Annotated in this window: 23 protein-coding genes; 14 read left to right on the top strand and 9 right to left on the bottom strand. The window is 38.5% G+C overall.

All coding sequences use genetic code 11. The features are described from left to right. The 5 genes from murC (at position 1) to B2107_RS11535 (ending at position 6,656) form a co-directional block, all read left to right on the top strand. Positions 1–1,356: a UDP-N-acetylmuramate--L-alanine ligase gene (gene murC / locus B2107_RS11555; RefSeq protein WP_293955780.1), complete on the top strand. Its 1,356-nt coding sequence runs from the start codon at positions 1–3 to the stop codon at positions 1,354–1,356. Then, complete coding sequence (locus B2107_RS11550) at positions 1,349–2,185, top strand: cell division protein FtsQ/DivIB (RefSeq protein ID WP_293955779.1); 837 nt, start codon at positions 1,349–1,351, stop codon at positions 2,183–2,185. Before murC ends, B2107_RS11550 begins: the two co-directional genes overlap by 8 nt. 25 nt (positions 2,186–2,210) lie before the next feature. Further along, positions 2,211–3,587 carry a cell division protein FtsA gene (gene ftsA / locus B2107_RS11545; RefSeq protein ID WP_209576646.1) on the top strand — a complete coding sequence of 459 codons (1,377 nt, stop codon included), beginning with the start codon at positions 2,211–2,213 and terminating at the stop codon, positions 3,585–3,587. Positions 3,588–3,727: 140 nt separating this feature from the next. Beyond that, entirely contained in the window at positions 3,728–5,428 is a 1,701-nt protein-coding gene (gene ftsZ / locus B2107_RS11540; protein WP_293955778.1) for a cell division protein FtsZ, read from the top strand. 85 nt (positions 5,429–5,513) lie between these two features. After that, positions 5,514–6,656 (top strand): sugar phosphate isomerase/epimerase family protein, encoded by a 1,143-nt coding sequence (locus tag B2107_RS11535; protein ID WP_293955777.1) that lies wholly within the window; start codon positions 5,514–5,516, stop codon positions 6,654–6,656. A gap of 29 nt (positions 6,657–6,685) precedes the next feature. Here the strand turns inward: B2107_RS11535 and B2107_RS11530 are convergent, their stop codons facing one another. Then, on the bottom strand, positions 6,686–7,327 hold the full coding sequence (locus B2107_RS11530) for a response regulator transcription factor (RefSeq protein ID WP_209576641.1): 642 nt from the start codon (positions 7,325–7,327) through the stop codon (positions 6,686–6,688). A 278-nt stretch (positions 7,328–7,605) separates the two neighbouring features. Between B2107_RS11530 and mscL the strand changes: the two genes are divergently transcribed. From mscL to tsaB, 5 genes are all read left to right on the top strand, one after another. Further along, positions 7,606–8,013 (top strand): large-conductance mechanosensitive channel protein MscL, encoded by a 408-nt coding sequence (mscL, locus tag B2107_RS11525; RefSeq protein WP_293955776.1) that lies wholly within the window; start codon positions 7,606–7,608, stop codon positions 8,011–8,013. A gap of 240 nt (positions 8,014–8,253) precedes the next feature. Then, entirely contained in the window at positions 8,254–8,412 is a 159-nt protein-coding gene (gene rpmH, locus B2107_RS11520) for a 50S ribosomal protein L34 (protein WP_075991291.1), read from the top strand. A gap of 61 nt (positions 8,413–8,473) precedes the next feature. After that, positions 8,474–8,890 carry a ribonuclease P protein component gene (locus B2107_RS11515; protein WP_293955775.1) on the top strand — a complete coding sequence of 139 codons (417 nt, stop codon included), beginning with the start codon at positions 8,474–8,476 and terminating at the stop codon, positions 8,888–8,890. After that, complete coding sequence (gene yidD, locus B2107_RS11510; protein WP_209576635.1) at positions 8,853–9,107, top strand: membrane protein insertion efficiency factor YidD; 255 nt, start codon at positions 8,853–8,855, stop codon at positions 9,105–9,107. The genes B2107_RS11515 and yidD overlap by 38 nt, the downstream gene beginning before the upstream one ends. Positions 9,108–9,121: 14 nt before the next feature. Continuing rightward, the gene (tsaB, locus tag B2107_RS11505; protein ID WP_293955774.1) at positions 9,122–9,829 is read left to right on the top strand and encodes a tRNA (adenosine(37)-N6)-threonylcarbamoyltransferase complex dimerization subunit type 1 TsaB; all 708 of its coding nucleotides are present in this window, start codon (positions 9,122–9,124) and stop codon (positions 9,827–9,829) included. Here tsaB and B2107_RS11500 read toward each other — a convergent pair. Both B2107_RS11500 and B2107_RS11495 read right to left on the bottom strand, forming a co-directional pair. Continuing rightward, complete coding sequence (locus B2107_RS11500; protein ID WP_293955773.1) at positions 9,824–10,729, bottom strand: CorA family divalent cation transporter; 906 nt, start codon at positions 10,727–10,729, stop codon at positions 9,824–9,826. The genes tsaB and B2107_RS11500 overlap by 6 nt on opposite strands. Positions 10,730–10,815: 86 nt before the next feature. Next, on the bottom strand, positions 10,816–11,433 hold the full coding sequence (locus B2107_RS11495) for an OmpH family outer membrane protein (RefSeq protein ID WP_293955772.1): 618 nt from the start codon (positions 11,431–11,433) through the stop codon (positions 10,816–10,818). A 192-nt stretch (positions 11,434–11,625) separates the two neighbouring features. Between B2107_RS11495 and gyrB the strand changes: the two genes are divergently transcribed. From gyrB to B2107_RS11475, 4 genes are all read left to right on the top strand, one after another. Continuing rightward, positions 11,626–13,584, top strand: a complete 1,959-nt coding sequence (gene gyrB, locus B2107_RS11490) for a DNA topoisomerase (ATP-hydrolyzing) subunit B (RefSeq protein ID WP_293955771.1) — start codon at positions 11,626–11,628, stop codon at positions 13,582–13,584. A 226-nt stretch (positions 13,585–13,810) separates the two neighbouring features. Beyond that, positions 13,811–15,790 carry a helix-hairpin-helix domain-containing protein gene (locus tag B2107_RS11485; protein ID WP_293955770.1) on the top strand — a complete coding sequence of 660 codons (1,980 nt, stop codon included), beginning with the start codon at positions 13,811–13,813 and terminating at the stop codon, positions 15,788–15,790. Next, positions 15,778–17,871, top strand: coding sequence for a ComEC/Rec2 family competence protein (locus B2107_RS11480; protein ID WP_293955769.1), 2,094 nt, complete (start codon positions 15,778–15,780; stop codon positions 17,869–17,871). Before B2107_RS11485 ends, B2107_RS11480 begins: the two co-directional genes overlap by 13 nt. Further along, on the top strand, positions 17,868–19,769 hold the full coding sequence (locus tag B2107_RS11475) for a RecQ family ATP-dependent DNA helicase (protein ID WP_293955768.1): 1,902 nt from the start codon (positions 17,868–17,870) through the stop codon (positions 19,767–19,769). The genes B2107_RS11480 and B2107_RS11475 overlap by 4 nt, the downstream gene beginning before the upstream one ends. Before the next feature lies 1 nt (position 19,770). On the opposite strand, the gene B2107_RS11470 is transcribed toward B2107_RS11475, so the two are convergent. From B2107_RS11470 to B2107_RS11445, 6 genes are all read right to left on the bottom strand, one after another. Beyond that, complete coding sequence (locus B2107_RS11470; protein WP_293955767.1) at positions 19,771–20,610, bottom strand: sulfurtransferase; 840 nt, start codon at positions 20,608–20,610, stop codon at positions 19,771–19,773. A gap of 100 nt (positions 20,611–20,710) precedes the next feature. Next, positions 20,711–22,642, bottom strand: a complete 1,932-nt coding sequence (rpsA, locus tag B2107_RS11465) for a 30S ribosomal protein S1 (RefSeq protein ID WP_293955766.1) — start codon at positions 22,640–22,642, stop codon at positions 20,711–20,713. Between the two features lie 226 nt (positions 22,643–22,868). Then, on the bottom strand, positions 22,869–23,834 hold the full coding sequence (locus B2107_RS11460; RefSeq protein WP_293955765.1) for a YihY/virulence factor BrkB family protein: 966 nt from the start codon (positions 23,832–23,834) through the stop codon (positions 22,869–22,871). Between the two features lies 1 nt (position 23,835). Next, the gene (locus tag B2107_RS11455) at positions 23,836–24,243 is read right to left on the bottom strand and encodes an acyl-CoA thioesterase (protein WP_209576611.1); all 408 of its coding nucleotides are present in this window, start codon (positions 24,241–24,243) and stop codon (positions 23,836–23,838) included. Next, positions 24,243–25,283 (bottom strand): endolytic transglycosylase MltG, encoded by a 1,041-nt coding sequence (gene mltG, locus B2107_RS11450; RefSeq protein ID WP_293955764.1) that lies wholly within the window; start codon positions 25,281–25,283, stop codon positions 24,243–24,245. The genes B2107_RS11455 and mltG overlap by 1 nt, the downstream gene beginning before the upstream one ends. A 183-nt stretch (positions 25,284–25,466) precedes the next feature. After that, the gene (locus tag B2107_RS11445) at positions 25,467–26,432 is read right to left on the bottom strand and encodes a PASTA domain-containing protein (protein ID WP_293955763.1); all 966 of its coding nucleotides are present in this window, start codon (positions 26,430–26,432) and stop codon (positions 25,467–25,469) included. Positions 26,433–26,504 lie beyond the last annotated feature (72 nt).

Here is a 26,504-nt window from a genome sequence, read left to right as displayed (position 1 = left end):
ATGAATCTAGATGCAATAAAACAAGTTTACTTGATCGGAATAGGTGGGATAGGCATGAGTGGTCTTGCGCGCTATTTTAAGCATTTGGGCTGTGAGGTGAATGGCTATGACCGTACAGAAACTGAGCTGACTAAAACCTTAGTCAAGGAAGGAATCGCGATCTCATATCAGGATGATATCAATACGATTGATGCTATTTTTCACGTACCTACAGCGGAGACATTAGTCATTTTTACACCAGCCATTCCGAAAGATTCAAGGATCAAAGCTTTTTTGGAATCTCAAGGACATATACTATATAAGAGATCGCAGGTTTTGGGGATCATTAGTGAGAGTAGATTTACGGTCGCTGTTGCCGGTACACATGGTAAAACGACAACTTCTACAATGGTGGCACATGTATTGAAGGATTCGGGTTATGACTGTTCTGCCTTTTTAGGTGGAATCAGTTCTAACTACGGTACCAATGTGCTTTATGGAAATAATAATACAGTTGTGGTTGAGGCTGATGAGTTTGATCGGTCATTTCTGACGCTTCACCCCAATATCGCAATAGTAACTTCTTCTGATGCGGATCATTTGGACATTTATGGCGATCGCAGCCATCTGCTCGAATCATTCCAATTGTTCTTGGATAAAGTAGTTGAAGGAGGTACACGTATTATAAGAAAGGACCTTGAGTTTGCTGGGCAAATCAGTTATTCAGGCCATGAAATCGCTGATGCATATGCTTCCAATGTGCATGTACGCGATGGAGAATTCTTTTTTGACTACCAAGATACCAACGGGCGGATACATGATATCCATTTAGGTATTCCTGGAACTCACAATGTTGAAAATGCGGTAGCCGCGATTGCAGTAGCCCGTTTACTTGGGATTGAAAATGAAGCGATAAAGAAGGCATTGACAACATTCAAAGGCGTAAAAAGAAGGTTTGAATATATTGTCCGTAAACCTGGAACGGTGTATATCGATGACTATGCGCACCATCCAGAGGAACTGCGTGCATTTTTAACTTCGATGCGTAAATTGTATCCTACAAAAAAACTAAATGTGGTCTTTCAGCCGCACTTATTTACGCGTACGCGCGATTTTGTAGATGGTTTTGCAGAGGTGTTATCCATGGCAGACAATCTGTTGTTAATGGAAATCTATCCAGCACGGGAGAATCCGATTGAAGGCATAAACTCCAGCTGGTTGTTAAATAAAATTACAGCTGAGAAAAAGCGCATTGTGACTCCCGAAGAGGTCTTGGATTTTGCACGCAATGAAAATCCAGAGCTGATTGTTACAGTGGGGGCGGGTGATATTGACAAATTGGTTAAACCGTTACAGACAATTTTGGAGCATGCTTAAAAGATTACGTGACATACAATGGAATCGTGTACTGTACTTTACGCTGTTCTTTATTGGTGTAATAGTCGTCGTCGTGATTATGAATATTGTGGGTAAACGTGATGAACAACAGCTTTGCAAAGATATAAAAATTGTTATTGAAGGAACCGAGGCTTTTATAGATCAGGCTGATATCTCCAAATTGATCGAACAGAACTATGGTAGTTTCGTTGGAAAGAAAGTGAATGAAATCCCTTTTCATAAGGTTGAAAAAACCTTGCGTCAACTACCTTATGTTTCCAATGCCAGTATACATGCCGATATGGATGGTACGATTAGAATTAATATTAGTCAGCGCGAGGCTGTCATGCGGGTCATCAATAAAAATGGAAAGGAGTTTTATGTCGATCCTAATGGTTTAAAGATACCGACAACGTTGAAATATATCCCACACATTATGGTTGCTACCGGCAACATCGCTGAAGGATATAATGAAGCACTAGATACCATCTCAACTCCATTGGTTAAGGATTTGGTGAAGGTAGTTGAATTTATAAAAAACGATGAGTTATGGACTAATCAAGTGGTGCAGATATATGTTAATGGAGATAAGGATATTGAACTTGTACCACGCATAGGGACGCAACAGTTGATTGTTGGATCGGCAGATTCTTTAGCACAAAAATTTGAATTATTAAAGACCTTTTATACGCAGATCATGCCAAAGGTGGGTATAAACGCTTATGGTGTTGTCAACGTAAAATATAGTGGTCAGATTATCTGTGAAAAGCGTGGAAACTGGAGTTTTTCGGATGATCAAACAAAAAAAATAGCAAATAATACATTATAGTAATACAGCAACAATACAGGAAATTATGAACTCAAAGGCAGCAGAAATTGAAAGAGAAAACCCAATTATCGTGGGACTCGATATTGGTACTACCAAAATTTGTGTTACGGTTGGGAGACGTAGCTCAGGAAACAAAATTGAATTATTAGGTGTGGGGAAAGCTGATTCTGCGGGTGTAAGCCGTGGAGTGGTGGCTAATATCCAAAAAACTGTGGGAAGTATTTTAGAGGCTGTCGAGATAGCCGAAGCACAGTCTAATGTGGATATTAAAGTAGTGAATGTGGGAATTGCTGGACAACACATCAAAAGTATTCAACACCGTGGAATATTTACCAAAACTGATGGTGATGATGAAATCGTTCGACGCGATATTGAACGATTGATTTCGGATATGTATAAACTGGTACTGCCTCCAGGAGAAGAAATTATACATGTTTTACCTCAAGAGTTTACGGTAGATAACGAACCGGGTATTCGCGAACCAATTGGTATGGCTGGTCGTCGTATTGAAGCGAATTTCCATATTATATCGGGTCGGGTAACTGATATTAAAAACATCAAAAAATGTATTGATAATTCCAATCTGGAAGTTGCAGAATTGATTCTCGAGCCTCTAGCGTCTTCTGAAGCTGTATTGGATGAAGACGAAAAAAATGCTGGTGTTGTATTAGTAGATATTGGTGGTGGAACCACGGATGTTGCCATCTTCCATGAAGGAATTATTCGTCACACTGCAGTGATTCCTTTAGGCGGTAATATTGTAACGGAAGATATCCGTCAGGGATGTTCTGTTTTGCGTTCGCAGGCTGAATTGTTGAAAACTCGTTTCGGATCGGCTCTAGCTGATGAAAATAAGGAAAATGAGGTGATTTGTGTGCCAGGATTGAAAGGTCGGGAACCCAAAGAGATTTCCGTTAAAAATTTGGCATATATTATTCAAGCTAGAATGGAGGAAATTATCGAACATGTATACTATGAAATCAAATCTTCCGGATACGAGAATAAACTGATTGGTGGTATTGTTATCACCGGTGGTGGTGCTCAGTTAAAGCATTTAGTACAACTTGTTGAATATATTACCGGAATAGATTGTCGTATCGGCTTTCCGAATGAATATCTTTCTAAGAATGAGGTTTTACCGAAACCGTTGTTTGAAGAATTGAAAAGTCCTTTGTATGCAACAAGTATTGGTTTGTTGATTAAGGGAATTCAATCCCATGAGGATGAAGAAGACAGCCGCAGAGAAATGCACGCCCCGTCGAAAAAAGTGCAGACAGCTACGATGACAACAAAAGAGGTTTCAGAGCAACAACAAAAAGAGCAAGGATTGCTATCATGGTTTAAACGTTTTATCAAAGATGGTAACGAAATCGATGATGCAACTTTTTTAGATAAAAAATAAGTTTTCCACAAAAGTCGAAGTTTTCCACAATTTAACAAATGTGGAAAACTTTTGTTGAAATTATATTATTATTACATTACGTATAGTGGGTTTGGTTCATTTTGATATCATCTTCATTGTAAGTTAAATAGGGATAAGTTATGTCAATACAGTTTGAAATGTTAAAAGAACAATCTTCAATAATCAAGGTTATTGGGGTTGGTGGCGGTGGCGGTAATGCCGTAAACCACATGTATAAACAAGGAATTAGTGGGGTAGATTTTATCGTGTGTAATACTGATGCACAGGCATTAGAATTGAGCCCGATTCCTAATAAAGTTCAATTGGGAATAAGTCTAACCGAAGGTATGGGAGCTGGTGCGGATCCTGATGTTGGAGAAAATTCGGCGATCGAAAGTATTGAGGATATCAAGCGTATGCTTGGTACCAATACAAAGATGCTATTTATAACAGCTGGTATGGGCGGTGGTACCGGTACAGGCGCTAGTCCTGTGTTGGCCAAGGCAGCTAAAGAGTTGGGTATTTTAACTGTTGCTATTGTCACTACACCATTTACATTTGAAGGCAAACGTCGTCGTTCACAAGCTGAAGAAGGGTTGTCTGAGTTACGTAAATATGTAGACTCTTATTTGGTCATCTCGAATGATCGCCTTCGCGAAATTTTTGGTAATTTAACGATGACTGCGGCTTTCGCGAAAGCGGACGATATTTTAACAACAGCAGCAAAAGGTATTGCCGAAATTATCACAATCCCCGGTTATGTAAACGTGGATTTTAAGGATGTACGCACGGTAATGAATGATAGTGGCGTTGCCATTATGGGAAATGCTGTTGCTGAAGGTGAAGACCGAGCATTGCGCGCTGTTGAGGGTGCTTTGGCCTCACCGCTGTTGAAAGATAATGAAATTGAGGGAGCTCGCTATATTTTGTTGAATATTACTTCTGGGACAAAAGAGGTAACTATGGATGAGGTTGCAATCATTACTGATTATATTCAGGAAAAAGCTGGTTTGTCAGCTGATTTAATTTGGGGTAACTGTATTGATGAGAACTTTGAGGATGAGTTGTCGGTAACAATTATTGCTACTGGTTTTCAGACATCTGAAGAGCGCGATAAAGAACGTGAAAATACAAAGGTGTCCATGCCCTTAACTGCTGAACCGGCTAATTCCTTTATTAAACCTGTTTCTCAGGTAGCACCAAAAGAAGTTCCAGCTACGAATAGTTTCGTGACTCCGGTTCAACGTGTGGATACACCAGTTCCTTCTTCAAATACGCCAACTCCAAATAATTTGCAATCTGATTTGTTCACTTCACCAAGAAATGCCGTACAACAACAGCATGTTGCTGTAGAAGAACCACAGGTTATACGTCATGACTTAGGATTTGATAATGATTATGAAGAAGAAACGCCATTTGGAGATACTGACTTTCAATTGAAAACTTCACCATCTGTCTTTCAATTCCAGATGCCAACAGTTTTTGATTCGTATACTACCCCTTCAGCGTCAGCATATGAGGAGAAGCCGACATTTTCATCAAGTACGACAAATGAACAGGTCGAAGTTCCTCAGGTTGAAGAAGAACAGGTTTCATTTGAAGATCAATTGGTGCGCACTAAAGAGCGAATTCTACGTTTAAAGGAGTTAAGTATGAAGCTAAAATCTTCTAATGGTCTTCACGAGTTAGAAAATGAGCCTGCTTATAAAAGAAAGCAAATGTCATTGGAAGACACGCCGCATTCTTCACAGTCTCAGGTGTCTCGTTTCACACTTTCTTTTGAAGATGGAAATACCGAAATTCGACCGAATAATTCTTTTCTACATGATAATGTAGATTAATTGATTCGCTATTAAATAATACAAAGCCGTCCAAAAAGACGGCTTTTTTAGTATCTTTAAATATCGAAAGACAACTATATAAGCTATGACGACAAAATTAAATAACCCTGTATGGGTGATGAGTTCTGCATTTGATAAATTATCCTTACCGGAGTTGATTCAAACAACCAAGAGAATAGGAGCCGGTGGTATAGACCTTTGTGTCTTTAGAAAAGATGGTACCCGCGAAGACCATACAGCGACTCACTTGGATTATGAAGATTTTACTCCCGCAAAAGCGAGGGAAATTATCGATCTGTTCAATCAAGCTGACTTAAAACTTTCGCTTGGTGCTTTTGAAAATATGATTGGAGGCGACCCTGAACAACGCGTGAAGAATCAAAATCATTTACTGAAATTGATCCGTATTGCACATTTGCTTGGTGGCGATGAAAATAACGTCAAGGTAGGAACATTTGTAGGCTATAACCACGAACTGGGCAATCAAATTGATGGATTTCAAAAAAATCTCGAAGAATACAAACGCGTATTTGATCCCATTATTGACTATGCAGAAAGTTTGGGCGTAACCATTCTTTATGAGAATTGCCCCATGGAGGGATGGCGATCATCACGTTATAGCTCAACCTACAATAATCTGCCAGCTGTGTTGGCCGCACGAAAATTAATGTATGCGATGATACCAAGTAAGGCTCATGGCGAGATCTATGATCCTTCACATGATGTGTGGCAAAACACAAATCCAATTGAGGTAATCCGTAATACGGATATTGCACGTCTGCAGCGTATACATGTGAAGACCACACGTAATTTACAGACAGCCGCACGTATTGATTGGGGCGGTATGTATCCAATGCAACATGTGGATATGGAATTGGCTAAAAAAGCCAATGTAAGTATTCCAGGGCATGATTGGGATAGACATCATTACGAAGCGATGTTGCCTGGCTTTGGCGGTTCTGACAGTATGGATTGGCGAGGATTTGTCGACCTATTGCAAGAACGTGGTTTCAGTGGTCCGTTTGAGATAGAAAATGAAGCTAAGAATTCGAAAGATACGGGTGATTTCTCAGCTACGGTTCAAGGATTCACTACCTGCCTCAATTTTTTAGCACCGATGTTGTGGGATTTAGAAGCAGAAGTGGGATATTCTTACAAGAAATGTGAGCCTTTAAAAGATTTAAATGTAAGGGATATTCCGGTTGTTACGATGGACAAATTGAGCTAATATGCTAAAAAAGCACTCCAACAACATCACTAATTGTTGGAGTGTATTCTAAAAAGTTCGATCAGTTCAGGGATATTAGAGACATTAAGTTTTTCGAATATTCTGCTTTTATACGTGCTTACGGTTGATGGGCTTAACTCCAATAAGCCAGATACTTCAATGATGCCAAGTCCTTTGATCAATTGCTTAGCGACATCCACCTCTCTATTTGACAAACGTGCCAAAGGGTTTAATTTCGTCAGCTCAGATTTACTTTGTGTCAATTTCTGAATATATAAATCCTGTACGTTGCTCGACATATACTTTCCTCTATCCTGAATAGCCAAAATAGCATTCGAAAGTTCAGCCATAGCTGTTGTTTTATTGAGATAGCCTACTGCCCCAGCTTCAATATAGCGTAAGGCATATAGCGATTCGTCATAAGATGAAAAAATTAAAATCTTGATGCTTGGACGAATTTGAAGGATTTCCTCAACAACGCGTATATTATTTCCTCCAGGCATATTAATATCCAGCAATAGTAGGTCGAAATCTTCTACCTTTATCTTGTCGAGAACCTCGTCAAAGGTTTCAGCTTGGAATATTTCTGCTTTCTGAAGAGTTTCTTTAATAATAACGGAGGCTCCTAACCGTACAATGCCGTGGTCGTCTGCTATAAGAATCTTTTTCATAGATTTGCTTTCTGATGCTGGGCTTTAATTACCGTATGAAATAACGTACTAACAATAATCAGTATATCTTGATATTTTACTAGTTAACGTGCAAATATAAGAAATTAAGTTAATAAAAATTGGGTAGCGGTAAATTGGGCGCATTTTTATGAAAAATGGATGTAAACTTAATTAATACAGGTTAATGTTAGTTTAACGATAAAAAATTAGCATATTTTAATTAGATTTATGTCACAATTACTAGTTTTGTTAATATTAATACACTAAAAAAATTAAATATGGGATTTCTAAAAGAGTTTAAAGAGTTTGCAATGCGCGGCAGTGTAGTCGATTTGGCTGTCGGTGTTATCATAGGTGGAGCTTTTGGTAAGATCGTTACCTCATTGGTCGACGATATCATCATGCCACCGATAGGGTATTTAACTGGTGGTGTTGATTTTTCATCCAAAAAATTGATTTTGAAGGCCGCTGATGAGGCTACAAAACAAGCAGAGGTATCCATTAATTACGGAAATTTTATCAACGTAGTTATTCAATTTTTAATAGTCGCATTCTGTATTTTTTGTGTTATCAAGGCTTTAAATGCATTGAAACGTAAGGAAGAAGCAAAGCCTGCTGCACCGGCAGCTCCAAGTAAGGAAGAAACACTGTTGACAGAAATCAGAGATATTTTAAAAAATAAATAGTTTCACTGACGGGTTATATTCTTAAAAAGCAGCGCGCTCGGATCGTGCTGTTGTTTTTATTTTTTGAACATTGAAAGGTGTTTTTTTCCCCTGTAGCTGAATAGTTTAGCCTGCTGACTACATATTAACTTTAAATGTTCTGAATATTGTTTGTTTTTGTCTAAAATAAACTTTACTTTTGCATTCCTCTTGGGGAGTTTTGTATTAATTGAAGTAAGAACAAATTAGCATAATAGCGTCATGAAAAGAACATTTCAGCCATCGCAAAGAAAAAGAAGAAACAAACACGGTTTTAGAGAGCGTATGAGCTCTGCAAACGGTAGAAGAGTATTAGCTTCACGTAGAGCCAAAGGTAGAAAACGTCTTACAGTGTCTGACGAATACCGTCACAAAGGTTAATCTTTGACAAAGATCGGTGGCCACTTATAAGAGCTTTTTCTAAATAAGATTAAGTCATCGTATGAAAAATACATTTACAAAAGAAGAACGGTTATGTGCAAAAAGACGTATTGATGCGCTTTTTAAAAGCGGTTCTTCTTTTGTTTTGTATCCCTTTAAAATTGTTTTTATTTTTGAGAAAAACAATATAGCTGACCATTACCCTTCTTGTCAGTCAATAATTTCTGTATCCAAACGTAGGTTTAAAAGAGCAATTGATCGCAATTCAATTAAGCGGATGATGCGTGAAAGTTACCGTTTGCAAAAATCGAATGATTTGATTCCATTTTTGTTGAAACATAATGTAACTTTGTATTTAGCTATTCAATATGTGGGCAAGCAGATCTTAGCATATGATGTGTTTCGTATCGCAATGAATAAAATGCTGAAAAAATTGCAGGATGAATGTGCTGAAGCTTATTTGGAAAAAGGGGATTAGCCCCTTGTTTAGTTTTATTTTCTTAATTATTATTCGTTTCTATCAAGTTTTCATTTCGCCATTTTTAGGCGCCAGTTGTCGATATACGCCTACCTGTTCTCAGTACGGTAAGGAAGCTATTATAAAATACGGTCCTTTTAAAGGTGGTTGGATGGCTTTGAAACGAATAGCACGTTGCAACCCCTGGGGTGGTCACGGGCATGATCCTGTACCTTGATTTCTATAAAGACGATGAATAATTTAATTTTACAGATAGATACATCAACGACTGTATGTTCGGTTGCCCTGAGTGAAAATGGTCAAACATTACATGTTATCAATCTCGATGAACCGAATGCACATGCAGCCAAACTAACTATTTTGATCGAGGAAATTCTCAAACAAACCGGTCGAAATATGCAGGATTTGAATGCGGTTGCGGTGAGTATGGGACCGGGCTCTTATACTGGACTTCGTATAGGAGTGTCTACCGCCAAAGGTCTCTGCTATGCCTTAGATATTCCGTTAATTGCTATTAATACATTGGAAGCTTTATTTGTAGGGTATAGAAGTCAATTTGGTCTAACAGTAGGTGAGGCTTATCTTCCGATGCTCGATGCACGTCGTATGGAAGTCTATACAGCTGTTTACGATCATGATGCTACGTTAGTAAGAGCAACCTCAGCGGAGATTATCGATATAGATTATTTCAATGGATTGTTGTTAGACTACGATCGTGTCCAATTGTTTGGTGCGGGAGCCGATAAATTTGAAACTTTGTTCAGTTCAACGGAGCGAGTAAATATTTTAAGTGGTTTCAAAGATTCTGCGGCTTTTTTATCACCATTGGCATTTGAAAAATTTGAGCGGAAGCTATTTGAGGATGTTGCTTATTTTGAGCCATTCTATCTTAAAGATTTTGTAGTGACTACTGCAAAGAAAAAGGTTGGCTTATCATAACCAACCTTTTCTTTTGAACCAGAGATAGATCGCAAGAGATATGGCGATCATGATCGCTATGGCAATCGGATATCCGTAGTACCATTCGAGTTCGGGCATGTTTTTAAAATTCATACCATAAATTCCTGCAACAAATGTAATTGGCATAAAAAATACGGAGAAAATTGTGAGGATGCGCATGATTTCGTTGGTGTGATTGGACGAGATATTGAAGTATACATTCAGTAGCTGAGCTACATTTTCAGATAAGTTTTCATATAATGTCGCTGTTCGAACCTGTAGATCTTTAAGATCCCGTGTGTATACATCTTTTTTTGAAGATGAATGAAAATGCTCAACAACCTCTTTGTAGAGAAAGATCACTTTACGTGCAACATCAATTTGTCTTTTGATAAAATAGAGATTTTTCAATACTGGCTGTTGTCGCATGCGTTTCAGGAATATCAATTCTTCGTATGCATCGATGCGTGTTGAAAGTTGCTCCAAGGTTTGGCTAAAAGTAAATACCGCCGCAGTCGTGATAAAAACAGCCAGTTTACGGCTGTTTTTTGTTTTGATAGATGTGAATTCAATATTCTTGAGCTTTTCTAGAAATTCGATGCGACGTTTGTGTACAGTAATTACAAAATCACTTCCGTAGAAGATGGTAAGGCGGTCGGTGATTTCTCCGATACTGTCTGAATTCTCTTTGAAATTGTCTGACATGACGCGGAGTATAACAAAGGTATAATTGTCAAATTCTTCAATTTTAGGCAGATGTTCTGGCTCTTTAGAGTCCTTGATCGAAGCTTCATTTAAATTAAAACGCTGTTTAATAAAATTGAAGTCTTCTGAGGTTGGCTCAGCTATATCTATCCATTCGTAGTTTGCGATTTCCTTTTCAACAATCGTTCTGACCATAAATCTAATTTTGTAAGGACAAGATAAGAAAGAAAATAAAAAAAGCCATCAACTCAGTTGATGGCTTCCTAGATTATTGTAATCTTCTATTTTTTAGACGATTTATATTCTTCGTTTAATTGTTTGATTACTTCATTGGTGATCTCCAAAGAAGGATCAGCATATAAGACTGTAGGATTGGTTTTTGAATAGGTCAACACTAACTTATATCCATTTTCAGCCGCATGTTTTTTTAGGAATTCAGTTATTTTGTTATAAACATTGTTGAATTCTTCAGATTCGTCTTTTGCTATCGAGGAAGACGCTGTCTGGTCCAAGCGTGCAAGCTCATCTTGTTTTCGTGCTAATTTTTGTTCGGTAGCTTGTCGATCAGCAGCCGACATTGTTGCTGCATTTTTTTGGTATTCGGCAACTTCACGTTGGAAGGCCGTACTTTTGGATTGCAGGTCCGTTTGTGCTTTCTTTACTTTATTTTCAAGCTTTGATTTAATATCCTTAAAATATTGATATTTTTCTGAAAGAGAATCGGAGTTTAAATAGACAATTTTATCTTTATTACTTCCCCGATTTTCCTTTTTTACGGTATTGGAATCATTTTTTGCAGGCTCGCTTGCTGTTTTTGTACCTTGATTACATGATGCAATCGATCCAGCCAACAAAAGGGCAAAGGGCACTTTAGATACAATTGAAGATATAGTATTCATTATTTTGTTTTTTTGCAAATTATTACTGAAAACAAACCTACCACAAAAAAATTGAAATTCTAATTTTTAGAATAAAAAAGTAAAATTATCCGATGTTCTGACAATTCTAGATATCCGCTTGATACTTGTTTGTGGGCTTGATAAATCGGGCAAAATTTCGTATTTTTGGATATTACATTTAAGAGGTTTTCAATGAGCGAAGAAAATAAAAATGCATCCACCTATTCCGCCGATAATATCCAGGTATTAGAGGGTTTAGAGGCGGTTCGTAAGCGTCCATCCATGTATATTGGTGATACCGGTGTAAAAGGGCTACACCATTTGGTATACGAGGTAGTTGACAATTCAATCGATGAAGCTGTTGCAGGATATTGTACAGACATTTTTGTAACTATCCATAAAGATAATTCGATTTCTGTTCGGGATAACGGTCGTGGTATTCCTACAGGAATCAACAAAAAGGAAAATAAATCTGCCTTAGAGCTTGTAATGACAGTATTGCATGCTGGGGGTAAGTTTGATAAAGATACATATAAGGTTTCTGGCGGTTTGCATGGTGTAGGTGTGTCCTGTGTAAATGCATTATCTACTCTTCTGAAGGCCGAGGTTCATCGTGACGGGAAGGTTTTTCAGCAGGAATATCAAATTGGTAAGCCTTTGTATGATGTGAAAGAAGTTGGGGTATCTGATAAGACTGGTACAATTGTAACATTTCATCCAGACCCTACGATTTTCACGCAGACTACGGTGTATAATTACGATACTTTGGCAAATCGTCTTCGTGAGCTTGCTTTTTTAAATAAAGGGGTGAGTTTGACGTTGAATGACGAACGTGAGACAAATGAGGACGGTTCTGAGAAAAAAGAAACATTCCATTCTGAGGGAGGTCTTAAGGAGTTTGTTAAATTTTTAGATGGAAACCGTCAGGCGTTGATTCCAGATCCAATCTATGTGGAAGGTATAAAGCAAGGTATTCCTGTCGAACTGGCTTTACAATATAATGATACGTATTCTGAAAATGTGCATTCTTATGTGAATAACATTAATACCATTGAAGGTGGGTCGCATGTTGCTGGTTTCCGTCGTGGTTTGACCCGTACATTGAAGGCTTACGCGGACAAGTCTGGTTTGCTTAAGAATTTGAAAGTTGAAATTACGGGTGATGACTTCCGTGAAGGATTGACGGCTGTAATTTCAGTGAAAGTTGCAGAACCTCAATTTGAAGGACAGACAAAAACTAAACTCGGTAATTCCGAGGTGATGGGGGCTGTAGATGTTGCTGTTGGTGAGATCTTAGGTGTTTATTTGGAAGAGAATCCACGTGAAGCAAAAGCTATCGTGCAAAAGGTTGTCATTGCAGCTCAAGCACGTGCTGCGGCTCGTAAAGCCCGTGATTTGGTCCAACGTAAAACCGTAATGGGGGGCTCTGGACTTCCGGGTAAATTGGCCGACTGTCAAGACAACGATCCTACGAAATGTGAGATCTATTTTGTCGAGGGTGATTCTGCGGGTGGTACAGCTAAGTCTGGCCGTGATAGAAAACATCAGGCGATCATGCCTTTACGTGGTAAAATCTTAAACGTCGAAAAAGCGATGGAACATAAGATCTACGAAAATGAGGAGATCAAAAATATGTTTACTGCTTTGGGCGTGAGTGTAGGTACTGCCGAGGATGCTAAAGCACTGAATCTTGAAAAGCTACGTTATCACCGCATCATCATCATGACGGATGCCGATGTGGATGGATCCCACATTACAACATTAATCTTGACATTCTATTTCAGATATATGAAGGAATTGATCGAAAGAGGATATGTTTATATTGCAACGCCGCCGCTATACCTGGTCAAAAAAGGAAAAGAACATGAATATGCTTGGAATGAAGATCAACGTATTAATGCTATTCAGCGTTTGAAGGGAGCTGGTAAAGAGGATAGTGTGCACGTACAGCGTTACAAAGGTCTTGGAGAGATGAATGCTGAACAGCTATGGGATACGACTATGAATCCTGAAACGCGTACCTTGAGGCAAGTAACTATTGAGAATGCGGCGGAATGTGACCGTATTTTCTCCATGTTAATGGGAGACGAAGTTGCTCCGCGTCGTGAATTTATTGAAAAAAATGCACGTTATGCTAAAATTGATATTTAATGTAAGTTTAGCCTAACGGAAGTGTACATAAATGAATAGCAAAGCCTGATGAATTTCTCATCAGGCTTTTTTTATTCATTTATATTTCCTATTTTCATGCTAATGAGTCTTTTTTCTGCCGGGATAAAAGCTTCATCGCCTAACATCTAGCCAATATTAATTAAAACCTATTATGAAATATTGTAGCAAAATTTTGCTCTTTATAGGTTGTTTTATTGGAACCTGTATGGCGCAGACAAATGAAAAAATCGATCTCCAAGATTTATTTGAAAGTTTATCGGAAGATCTTCCCGAGGATGCTGATTTGAGCGAACTGACTGAAAAGTGGCATCATTACCTCAAACACCCCATCGATCTCAATAAAACTGATGGTAGCGAACTCGCTGAGTTACAATTTCTAAATCCTTTATTAATTGATCACCTGCTTGAGCATAGGGCTATATCAGGGAAATTTATCAATATACTGGAACTACAGGCCATCGAAGGATTTAATGAACGAATTGTCCATTTATTGCTGCCTTTTGTACAAATAGGCTCTGAATCACCGTTAAGCGTCCTTAAGTTAAGGAAATTTAAGCAAGAAATTATGTTGCGGTATGCTCGGACGCTCGAAAAATCGAAAGGCTATCGTATCACTGATACAACGCGATCCAGGTATCTCGGCGATGCTAATCGCTATGCGCTGAGGTACAGAGCTCAATTGAACGATAGAATCCAACTCGCCGTTAATATGAAAAAAGATGCCGGGGAACCCTTTTTTAGAGATCGGCAAAAAATGGGGTTTGATTTCTATAGCTTGAGTTTGTCGATAAAAAATTTTGGCCGTTTCAGGAATATCGTCATCGGCGACTATGCCTTGCAGTTTGGACAGGGGCTCAGTATGTGGAATGGTTTGAATTTCGGAAAAGGAGGATTGGTACAGCATGCCGCAAGACAAGGGATTGGTGTAAAATCCTACACTTCGTTAAATGAGGTTAATTTTATGCGTGGTATTGCCGGAACTTTGCAGATTAAACATATAGAAATTACACCTTATTTTTCTTATCGATCTATTGACGGAAATGTTGACCGTACAACTTTTCCGGCAACGATTTCAACGATTGCAAGTACTGGTTTACATCGCACTCCAACCGAACAGAAATATCGTGGTGCTGCATCTCAAATGGCCTATGGATTGAATCTATTGTGGCGCTATAAACGGTTCAAAGCAGGTGTTCATTTTAACGAGACCCAGTTAGATGTCTTTAAAATCAAGGGAAAGGGAATACGACAGCAAGCTGATTTTGAAGGAGATTTTCTGCGAAACATAAGTTTGTATACAAACTATACGATTCGAAATATCTATGTGTTCGGCGAATATGCCAACAGCATGGATGGCGGTTCCGCGTTATTAGCAGGCGCGATAATCAGTTTACATCCGCGATTGTCTACGGTCCTTTCACTTCGCGACTACAAGAAGAATTTTCATACTTTTTATGGACATGGATTTGGTGAATCGGGTGATACGTCAAATGAGCAGGGGGGATATTTGGGATTAACGTACCAACTTGGAAGAAAACTACTCTGGTCTAATTATGCTGATGTATTCCGTTTTCCGGGAGCAAAGTATCAGGCTGATACACTATCTACAGGAGCTGATTTCTTCAGTCAGCTAAGTTACATGTGGTATAAAAAGGGGCAACTTTCCTTGCGTTATCGCAACCGATTAAAACAAGTTAACTACACAGGAGAGGGACAGACCGAGCATGGGCTTGTGAATACAGTTAAGCAGCAGTTAAGGGTAGAATTTCATTATCGTCTTAGTTCCCGGTGGACTATTCGTTCACGCGCAGAAGCCAATATGTTCCAAAAAGAGTATCAGGAAAACAGTTTCGGATATATGTTTTTTCAGGATGTATTCTGGAAGTCGGCAGCTGGAAAGTTACAGTCAAATATGCGGATCGCATATTTTGACGCGGCTAGCTATGACAATAGAATCTATGCTTATGAGCAAGATGTACTGTACGCAGCTGGTTTCGGCATGTACAATACAAAGGGATGGAGAACCTACCTCAATCTAAACTATCGCTTAAGCCGCCATCTTCGAGTATGGGCGAAGTACGGAATATATTATTATCCCGGAAGAGAGACTATTGGAACAGGATTGGATCAGATCGACGGTAACATAAAATCTGAGGTTAAATTACAGTTGAAATGGCAATTATGAATGAGTTAAGTTTTCTCCAAAGATTAGAGCGAATTCCCATTCTTAAAATTGCAATCCTATATATTTTGATGCTTCTTTTGGCTCCTACATTACCAATTTCTCGCCCAATATTTCAATATTTACAACAGGCGTTGATTGTAATGGCCCTGCTAACCATGTGTTGCTATTTTTTTAGGGGTAAAATTCGCAAATATGGTTATTTGTTCGGGTATTACCTAACTGTTATACTGTTTGGAATCTTTCACTATTGGCGCAATGACCCTATAGTTATCGCAAACCATTTCTCTCAGATCGATGCAGAGAGTTATGTAGTGAAAATAATAGAGGAACCTCAGATAAAGCAGCATATTACCCGTTTTTCTGCAGAAGTGATCGGTGTATATAGGCAAGGTGAGTTTGTACAAACTTCCGGTCGATTGATGATAACCCTAAAATTGAGTGCGAAAAACTTCCTTCAATTTGGTAACTTCCTGTGGTTAAAAGGGGATGTGAAGAGAATAGCTCCGCCACGTAATCCGATGGAGTTTGATTATAGGGAGTATATGAGAAAGTACTTAATATATCATGAAGTTTTTGTAAAATCTGCTTACTATAGGGTGATCAGTTGGCAAGCAACAAGGGAGTTTTCTGTGTTTGAAGCTGCTTTGCAAACGAGAAAGTATTTTTTAGTTAAGCTCCGTAGCCATCTCAAAGGGGATGAAAATTTTGCTATTGCATCGGCATTGTTATACGGTTTTCGAAGCGAGATCAGTACCGGTAGTATGGAGGCTTTCACGAATACAGGAACTGTACATATCTTAAGTGTATCGGGGATGCACGTTGCTGTTTTATTTGGGTTTTTATCTCTTATTATCAAACAAATAGCATGGCCACTTTATCTGAAGTGGCTACCATTAATTTTATTATGGAGCACGATCTGGATATATGCCTTTATAGCAGGGCTTGATGCACCAATTACACGCGCAGCTATTATGATTAGTTTTGTTCTATGTGCACAATATTTTAAACGAAGTTTTTCAAGCTTGAATTCGCTTATTATTGCTGCTGTATTGATTCTATTGTTTGCGCCCCGGGCTATTTACGACGTTGGTTTCCAATTGTCTTTTTTAGCAGTTTTGGGTATGATATTATGTGCACCGTTGGTGAATGTACTTTTGCCGATCAAAAGTTCTATATTCCGATTTGTAAGAGATTTATTAACAGTTTCTATTGCAGCACAGATACTGACAACACCGCTAAGTCTTTATTATTTTGGACAGTTCCCCACTTATTTTCTGATTGCCAATTTACTTGTCGATATTCCTTCCACGCTAGTGATGTATGCTGGTTTTATTATGACCATTAGCCCTGTCGACTGGCTAAATGAGATTTTAGGTTTTCTTTTAGAAAATCTCATTCATTTTATACTATCATGTTTGAAATTTATTGGCCATTTACCTCTTTCGACTATAAAGATAAGCACTATGGAATTTAGTGTTTTATTTTTGGCCTATTTTGCAGTTTTCTCTTTTTTATATGCTTTTCAGTGGAAGGATAAAAGGTACGTATGGCTGGGGCTATATTGTGGAATTGGGATGTCGCTAATCATTGGGAAAAAACGGTTAGAAAGTAATGATTTAGAACGCTTTCGTATTTACAATACAAAACATGAATTGACTATGGGGTATTTCAAAGCTGGTCGCGGAATTGTTTATAGCACTTTTGATTCTTTGCAGGCCAAAGGATTACAATATGCATGTGGAAGGGAAATTGGATTGTTATCGACAGGTGAAGTTCAATTTGTGCCATTAAATGGGCGGGATAGAAAGAACTATTTTGTTACGCTTCCTTTAGGCAAAATCGCTATTTTGTCCCATCCGAAAGGAACGATGTCACCGGCTGATATTGTCATTATTCGAAAAAATTTTTTTTATGGTTTACCAGATGTATTAAAGCAAATTAGACCAAAACTTGTTGTGCTGGATGGGTCCAACTCAATGGAAAAGTGTCTGCTTACGCAACGTATGCTGGATAGTTTGGGGATACAAAATTATCTCATGAAAGATAATTTTGCGTATGTTTGGAATAAGGAGAACTTATGACGCAAGATAGTATATCAATCTTAAGGCAATACTGGGGATTTGACTCATTTAGACCCCTGCAGGAAGAAATTATTCAATCTGTCATTTCTGGTAAAGATACCTTGGCTTTATTGCCGACAGGTGGGGGAAAATCGATTTGTTTTCAAGTACCTGCATTGATGCTAGAAGGAATTTGTATTGTGGTTACACCACTCATTGCGTTGATGAAAGACCAGGTTGAACATTTGAAAAGAAATGGAATTCAGGCGGTCGCAATTTACTCGGGTATGAAGAAGAGAGAGGTAGATATTACCTTGGATAACTGCGTTTATGGAAAAATAAAATTTCTCTATCTCTCTCCTGAAAGGTTATACAATGACATCGTAAGAGAACGTATACGATTTATGAATGTCAATCTATTTGCCATTGATGAAGCGCATTGTATTTCCCAATGGGGATATGATTTTAGGCCGCCTTATTTAGAGTTAGCTAAATTACGTGAATTACATCCCAAAGTGCCTTTTTTGGCTCTTACGGCCACTGCAACGCCGCGTGTGATAACCGATATTCAGCAGAAACTCGATTTTTCGAAAGAAAATGTATTCGTCAAAAGCTTTCTTCGGGATAATCTAGCTTATATGGCTATTGAAGAGGAAGATAAGATGGGCCGCATGGTACGCATCATCCATAAATTGGGCGGATGCGGTATTGTTTATGTCAGAAACCGTCGCGAAACACAAGAAGTAGCCCGTATTTTAGTCAATAATGGCATTTCGGCGGATTATTACCATGCGGGACTTTCTGGGCAAGAGCGGGATCAGAAGCAGCATGGGTGGATGACAAATATTGTTCGTGTTATCGTCGCTACAAATGCCTTTGGAATGGGGATTGATAAACCAGATGTGCGCTTTGTGATTCATCTCGATTTGCCGGATTCGCTGGAGGCCTATTATCAAGAAGCCGGTAGAGCAGGAAGAGATGGCAAGAAGGCCTATCCTGTTATTCTTTATCAAAAAGCAGATGAGCAGAAACTACTGGATAATCTGCAAGCTAGTTTTCCAGATATTTCCTTTATTCAACAAACCTATCACTACCTTTGTAATCATTTTCAGATTCCCTATGGTTCTGGAGAGGGGGTGACAGTGGATTTTGATGTCGTTACATTTGCTAAAAAATATCAGTTACCCTTGGTGCCAGTGATGAGTGCACTGAAATTTTTAGAAAGGGATACTTGGCTGGTCTTGTCGGAGGCTGTTACAATCCCTTCTCGCTTTAAATTTGAGATTGACAGTTCTGAGCTATATAAATTTCAGGTTCAGTATGCAAAATATGATAAGCTCGTCAAGGCTATTTTACGTAGCTACGGCGGCGTATTTGAGAATTTCATATTAATCAATGAATACGAGTTTGCAGGAAAGTTAGGTATACCATACGGTCGTGTAGTAGAGTTATTGAAGTCGTTAGAAACGTTGGAAATAGCGACTTATTTGCCTTCTACAGATTCACCGCAATTGACATTCCTACAGAATCGGGTCGATTATAAACATCTGCATATCGACCATGTCTTTATTCGGGATCGCCATCAGGTGAAGGAAGAGGAGGTCAATGGCATGATTAATTATATCGAGCGAAGCAATTGCCGTAGTCAATCGTTGTTATTGTATTTTGGTGAGAAAAATGCGGGGTTCTGTGAAGTATGTGATTTATGCCTGATCCGTAATCATCAGGCAAAGCAACGGACAAATATAAAAGCCGAAATAAAGAGCAGTTTACTTGCCGGTGCGAAGAATATCCATGATTTGGTGGGTAGTTTAACATTAGGTACGGAAAAGCAAAGAATAGAGATTATTCGTGATCTGCTGGATGCGGAAAAAATCCGCCTGGAGGATAATCTCTATTCTTGGAATACTTTATTTTGACTTATTTTTCGATTGGAAGATTGAGTTCTTCACGGCCCCACTCTGACCAAGAACCATCGTATACACGGATTTGCTCGTGACCGGTAAGATGAGCAGCAAATGCTAAGATTGAGGCCGTGATACCCGACCCACACGAAAATACATATTCATTTCCGGTCGCATTAAAATGATCAAATTGCTGTTTCAGTTCATCAACGGGTTTATAGACTATTCCGTCAAATAATTCTTCGAAAGGGAGATTTTTAGAATGGGGGATATGCCCACCATGAAGGCCTTTTCGGGGTTCAGCTACTAAACCACTAAATCGACCTTTGCTTCTGGCATCAAAAATATTTACCAGTGCATCCCGATAATGAGCTAAGATATACGCTTTATCGGCATACAGGTTTGCTTGAAATTGGGCTTTAAAGTTACCGCGACTTGCAGCGGTTGTATACTGGTCTACGAGTGGCAGTTTATTGTTTTTCCAGGCGGGAGCACCGCCATTTAAAACAAAGACCTGTGCAAATCCCATCACCTTAAACATCCACCAGGCCCTTGGGCTGGAATAAACGCCCCATCTGTCATATAACACGACTGTGCTATCCTGATTAATCCCCAAATTTTGCATTTCGCGCTCGAATACTTCGGGCGAAACGAGGGTATGTGGCAATTTAGAATGAGGATCCGATAGTTTTCCTTCGATGTCAAAAAAATGAGAATGGGGAAGTATTTCAAGCTTGACATCTTTAATCGATTGGCCAACTTTGTCTATGGTGCAATCGAGGAGGACAATGTCAGTATGCTGTCCCAATGATTCCAGAAGTTCGGTGGGGTTGATTAAGGCTGATTTGAATGACATAACAATAACGTTTATTGCTGCAAAATTACAAAAGCATCCCTGTAAAAACAAAGCGGCTGTTCTTTTGGAACAGCCGCTTTTTATGGATTTAGATTGCTAATTACTTAGCGTTTTTATCATTTTCCATTTGCTCTTTCAATTGAGCTAACACGTCTAAATCGCCTAAAGTAGATTTTTCAACAGAATCTTTTACTTTTTTAACAGCTGAAGACTCAGCTTTAGCGTCTTTTTTACGGTTGCTAGACTCTTCTTTGCGAGCTTCTTCTTTCTCTTCTTCCCAGATACGAGAGTGAGAAATTACTAAACGTTTGTTCTCTTTGTTGAACTCAATAATTTTGAATGAAGTAACTTCATCAACTTTCAATGAAGAACCGTCTTCTTTAACAGAGTGTTTAGAAGGACAGAAACCTTCAACACCATATTGTAAAGCTACGATATCACCTTTATCACCAACTTTGATCACAGTACCTTCGTGAATAGAACCTTCAGTAAAGATTGTTTCGAAAGTATCCCAAGGGTTTTCTTCCAATTGTTTGTGACCTAAAGATAATTTACGGTTTTCTTCGTCTAATTCTAAAACAACTACGTCTAATGTTTCACCAACTTTAGTGAATTCGTTAGGGTGGTTGATTTTTTTAGACCAAGATAAATCAGAGATGTGGATCAAACCGTCGATACCTTCTTCTAACTCAACGAATACACCGAAGTTAGTCATGTTTTTAACAACAGCTGTTTGTTTAGAACCTACAGGGTAACGCTCAGTGATGTTTTTCCAAGGATCTGGAGTCAATTGTTTGATACCTAAGCTCATTTTACGCTCATCGCGATCTAATGTTAAGATTTGTGCTTCGATCTCATCACCAACTTTCAAGAACTCTTGTGGAGAACGTAAGTTTTGTGACCAAGACATTTCAGAAACGTGGATCAAACCTTCAACACCTGGGATGATTTCTAAGAAAGCACCGTAATCAGCAACTGTTACGATTTTACCTTTAACTTTAGATCCAACTTCTAATGCTGTGTCTAAAGATTCCCAAGGATGTTCAGATAATTGTTTCAAGCCTAAAGCAATACGTTTTTTCTCATCATCAAAATCTAATACAACAACGTTGATCGTTTGATCTAGTGATAAAACTTCTTTTGGATGCTCGATACGACCCCAAGAGATATCTGTGATATGCAACAAACCGTCAACACCACCTAAGTCGATGAACACACCGAAGTCAGTGATATTTTTAACAGTTCCTTCTAATACTTGACCTTTTTCTAATTTAGCTACGATCTCAGATTTTTGGTTTTCTAAGTCGTTTTCAATTAAGACTTTGTGCGATACAACAACGTTTTTGAATTCGTGGTTAATTTTTACAACTTTGAATTCCATTGTTTTACCTACGTATACATCGTAGTCACGGATAGGTTTGATATCGATTTGAGATCCAGGTAAGAATGCTTCAACACCTTTGATGTCAACGATAAGACCACCTTTAGTACGGCTCTTAACGAAACCAGTAATGATTGCATCATTTTCTAATGCTTCATTGATAGCTTCCCAAGATTTTTGAGTTTTAGCACGTTTGCGAGAAAGTACTAATTGACCGTTAGCATCTTCTTGAGATTCAACGAATACGTCAACTTTATCACCAACTTTTAATTCTGGTAAGTCACGGAATTCTGATAAAGAAACTAAACCGTCAGATTTGAAACCAACATTTAAGACTACGTCTTTGTTGTTGATAGAAACTACAGTACCTTCGATAATTTCACCTTGATTAACTTGGTTAAAAGTATCTGCGTATTGTGCTTCAAGTTTAGCGCGTTCAGCTTCGCTATAATTTCCGAAACCTTTATCATTTGCATCCCAGTCAAATTCACCTTCTGGTGTGATCCAAGTGTTTGATTTGATTTCGTCGATTAAGTTTGAATCAGCTTCTGATTCAATTTGTTCAGTGTCTTTCACTACTTTAGTGTCAGCACCTTGTAGCTCTGCGTTTTTCGCTGCTAATTCTTTTTCTGCTTCTTGTTTTTTTGCCATTAATTAATTTTCTCCTTTTTCCTACTTTGTAGGAGTTGCAAAGGTACAAAAAAACTTTAAATGCAAAACTTTATTTTTCTTATTTTATTGAAATACTTTCAGTTATAGGGATGTTTTTATAGCTCAAGATGTCCAAGGTATTAATTGAACGTTGACTCTGTTATTTATCGACTTTATTTGCTGAAATTCCTTTCTTAGAAAGCATAAGTTAAACTGCTTAAAAGACTTAATCTTCTCTCTTAAACGAATTGAAAATACGTGGTTTGGCAATAACAATGGTTTGTTTGGACAGCGCAATAGCAGCATTGAGCTCATAACCCAATAATAAAATAAGCGTATTCAAATAAATCCAGAGCATAATGACAATTAAAGTTCCGATAGAGCCATACAATTTGTTGTACGCACCGAAGTGATTGATATAAAAAGTGAATATCGAAAAAGTCAATATTGCCAGAATGGTGGCCATCGATGCTCCTGCACTAAAGAGTTTCCACTTATTGGAGGTTGAAGGACCAAATTTGTAGATACAACTCACTGTGAAAAAATAGATAGCGAATATAATCAACCATCGGGCTATCTTAAGCAATATCGCCCAGAAGCTTGATTTAATACCCGTCGTTTCTTTAAGATAGTCTATCGTAATGCCAGCAATCGTAAAAATCGTCATTCCAACAGTCAGGGCAAAGATAATTAAGAAGGCCAAAGCTAAGGCCAACAGTCGTTTTTTGATCCAAGGCCGTTTTTCTGTCATTAACGATGCTTTATTGAATGCATTCATGAGGGAGGCCATGCCGTTGGTGGCAAAATAGGCTGCAAACACAAAACCGAAGGACAGCAATCCGCCATTTTGGTTTTTGATAATATCTTCCAAAGTTGTTTCAACAACGAGAAATGCATTTTTAGGAATAACCACAGCAAGAAAATCCAACAATTGCTCTTGAAAATTATTTATTGGAATATATGGGATTAACGTAAATAAAAAGATGATGCCTGGAAAAATAGCTAATAGAAAGCTGTAGGAAAGGGAAGAAGCTTTGCTAATAATGGAGTCTTTGGAAATTTCCTGAAAGAAAAATACAGCTACGGTGTAAAGAGGGAGCGACCCAAACCCAGGTAGAACGACCCGTTTACTCCATTCGATCAATCTAAAATAAGGTTCAAAATTTAATAGCCATTGGTGGATTTTCCCCATTTTAATTAAAATATTTACTCATCTTATCCAAGAAAACTTGCGGTGGCATACAAGGTCTATTTTTCTCCATATTGACAAAGACCAATGTCGTTTCTCCTTGATTAAGTAGCTCTCCATTCTCATTGAAAAGCTCATATTCGAAGACAATACGAACAGCAGGTTTCTTTCGGATGGTTACACGTATTGTAATCAGGTCATCATATTTGCCTGGTTTTAGATATTTGGTCTTCATCTCTGTGACAGGGAGCATGACCCCCATTTCTTCCAGTTCTCGGTATGAGATCCCTGTACTCCGCAGCATTTCAGTTCGAGCTATTTCATAAAACGCAGCGTAATTGCCATAATAGACATAGCCCATCTGGTCTGTTTCTGCATAGCGAACGCGAATCTGATGATCAAATACAAACATTATTTTTTAATATTTCTAGCATCCAAAGCCTGTTGAAATTTGCGCGCATTGATTAAATGCTCTGCTTCAGTTTTTGCGAAATTATGGTAACCCGAGAAATCATCTTTCGCACACATATAGATGTAATCGTGCTGCTTGAAGTTCAACACTGCATCAATAGCAGCGATGCTTGGAATAGAAATCGGGCCTGGGGGCAATCCTCTATAAATATATGTATTGTAGGGATTGTCTGTCCTTAGGTGCTTATTCAATACCCTTCTGATTGTAAAATCATTATTGGCAAAGATTACTGTTGGGTCTGCCTGTAATAACATTCCTTTTTTAAGGCGGTTTAAATAAAGTCCCGCAATCATGGGCATTTCATCTTGATGTAGCGCTTCCCCTTTGACAATGGAAGCTAACGTGCTGATCTGCTGTGGAGTCAAATTAAGCGCTTTTGCTTTCGCCGTGCGATCCGTATTCCAGAATTTTTTCCATTCATCATCAAAACGAGCGATTATCTTTTCAGGACTAGTGTTCCAGTAAATTTCGTACGTATTAGGAATAAACATCGTAATCAGATTTTCCTTCGTAAATCCATACTTCTGCGCCGTAGCTTCATCATTCAGCACAGCGATAAATTGCGCAGAATCAGCCTCGAAACTTTTTCCAAGAAGCGCCGCCATATTTTCTTTTAATCGGACATTGGCGAATCGGAATTTTACGGGGTCTTGGTAGCCACCCATTAAATTGCCAACTAAACGTCTATTGTTCATTCCAGGTGTCAATAAGTACCGACCTGGTTTTACACTCTTTTCATATTTTTTATATTGCGCTGCACGCTGGAATGAAGCGATATCGTCCAATAGATTTGAATCGCTGATTGATTTCAGTACATCTTCATACTTTTCACCCTCGTGTATATACAGGTACTTTTTATCTCCCGATACATTCGAAGCATAAAACGTGCTATAAAATTTCCAAGCAAAATAAGCTCCAACGACAACAACGATTAGAGCAATTATTTTTAACCAACTTGGTATTCCCTTTTTATTTTTCATTCTAAAATTTTTTAATCATTTTTTGTTCGCTATTTATGGCATTCATGCAGCCTTTAGCGGTCAATGTTCGAAAAATCTCGCGTATGAAACGCAGTTTTTTCTTATGTTTATCGTGTTGAATCTTTAAAGACTTTAGCATCTTTTATCAGTGATTCAATGCAATTTCAATTTACGGTCGTAGCCTTAGAACCCAAGGCTATTACCTTTGTTTTCTTTATCTTTCTTTTGGCCCACGGCGTTATTTGCAGGTTTCGTTGTCGGCGTATTTGTGGTCGTACTCTTCGCCGGTGCAGCAGGCTTCGATTGGGCATTCGGATTAGCTTGGGTTTGGTTTGCTTGTGGTTTAGGTGTTGTTGTAACACCTGCAGGAGCATCTGTAATAGGTGCTGGTGCTGTAATTGAAAGTGTTACATCAATTTTAGCGCCTAAGCTGGTTAAGCCTTTTTCGATTCCTGGTGATTGTACACTGATTACTGCGGTAGCAGTATCCGTTACATTTGGATCATACGTTACAGTGCCCAGACCTAGTCCAGCTCCAGATAACGCAAACTTCGCTTCATTTAACGGAAGTCCAATTAAATTAGGTATTTCCACTTCATTTGCTCCCAATCCATTTCCCAAAACGAGATCTATACGCGAACCTTTAGGTATCATCCGTCCATTACGGATGGACTGTCCTGCGAATTGAGCATCCAAAACGATATCTCTTGCGATGTCCGCTACATACGAAGTGTCTCCTATTCGAAGGTTATGATTTTTCAAAATGGCAGTGGCTTCGATCAATGTTTTATCCTTTATATTTGGAAAAGCAACTTCAGGTGCGACCTGTGTGATAATGGTCAAATAAATAGTTCTACCCGATTTTACATGAAATCCTTCTTCAGGATCTTGTTCGATGACCATACCAGGCTTTGCGTCCATCTGATAGACAGAATCAATTTGATATTCGAGTCCCGCATTTTCCAGCGCCTGAATAGCGGCACTGATATGAAGTCCTTTGACTTTAGGGACCGCAATAGATTCATCATGTTTGGTATATACTTTCAGACCAATATAAACGAAAAGGAATAGGCATACTATCGCAATGAAAGCGGCAATAAGATTTTTCCTAAATGTGGGGGTCTGAAGATATTGTACTACTTTGGACATTTTTCTGTTAATAAAAATTAATTCTGCATAGAACCGCAATATTAAAGCCAAGTTTGCAGAAAGATTAAATAA

Source organism: Sphingobacterium sp. UBA7855 (assembly GCA_002500745.1).
Taxonomy (GTDB): domain Bacteria; phylum Bacteroidota; class Bacteroidia; order Sphingobacteriales; family Sphingobacteriaceae; genus Sphingobacterium.
This window is presented reverse-complemented; position numbering and strand designations above follow the sequence as displayed.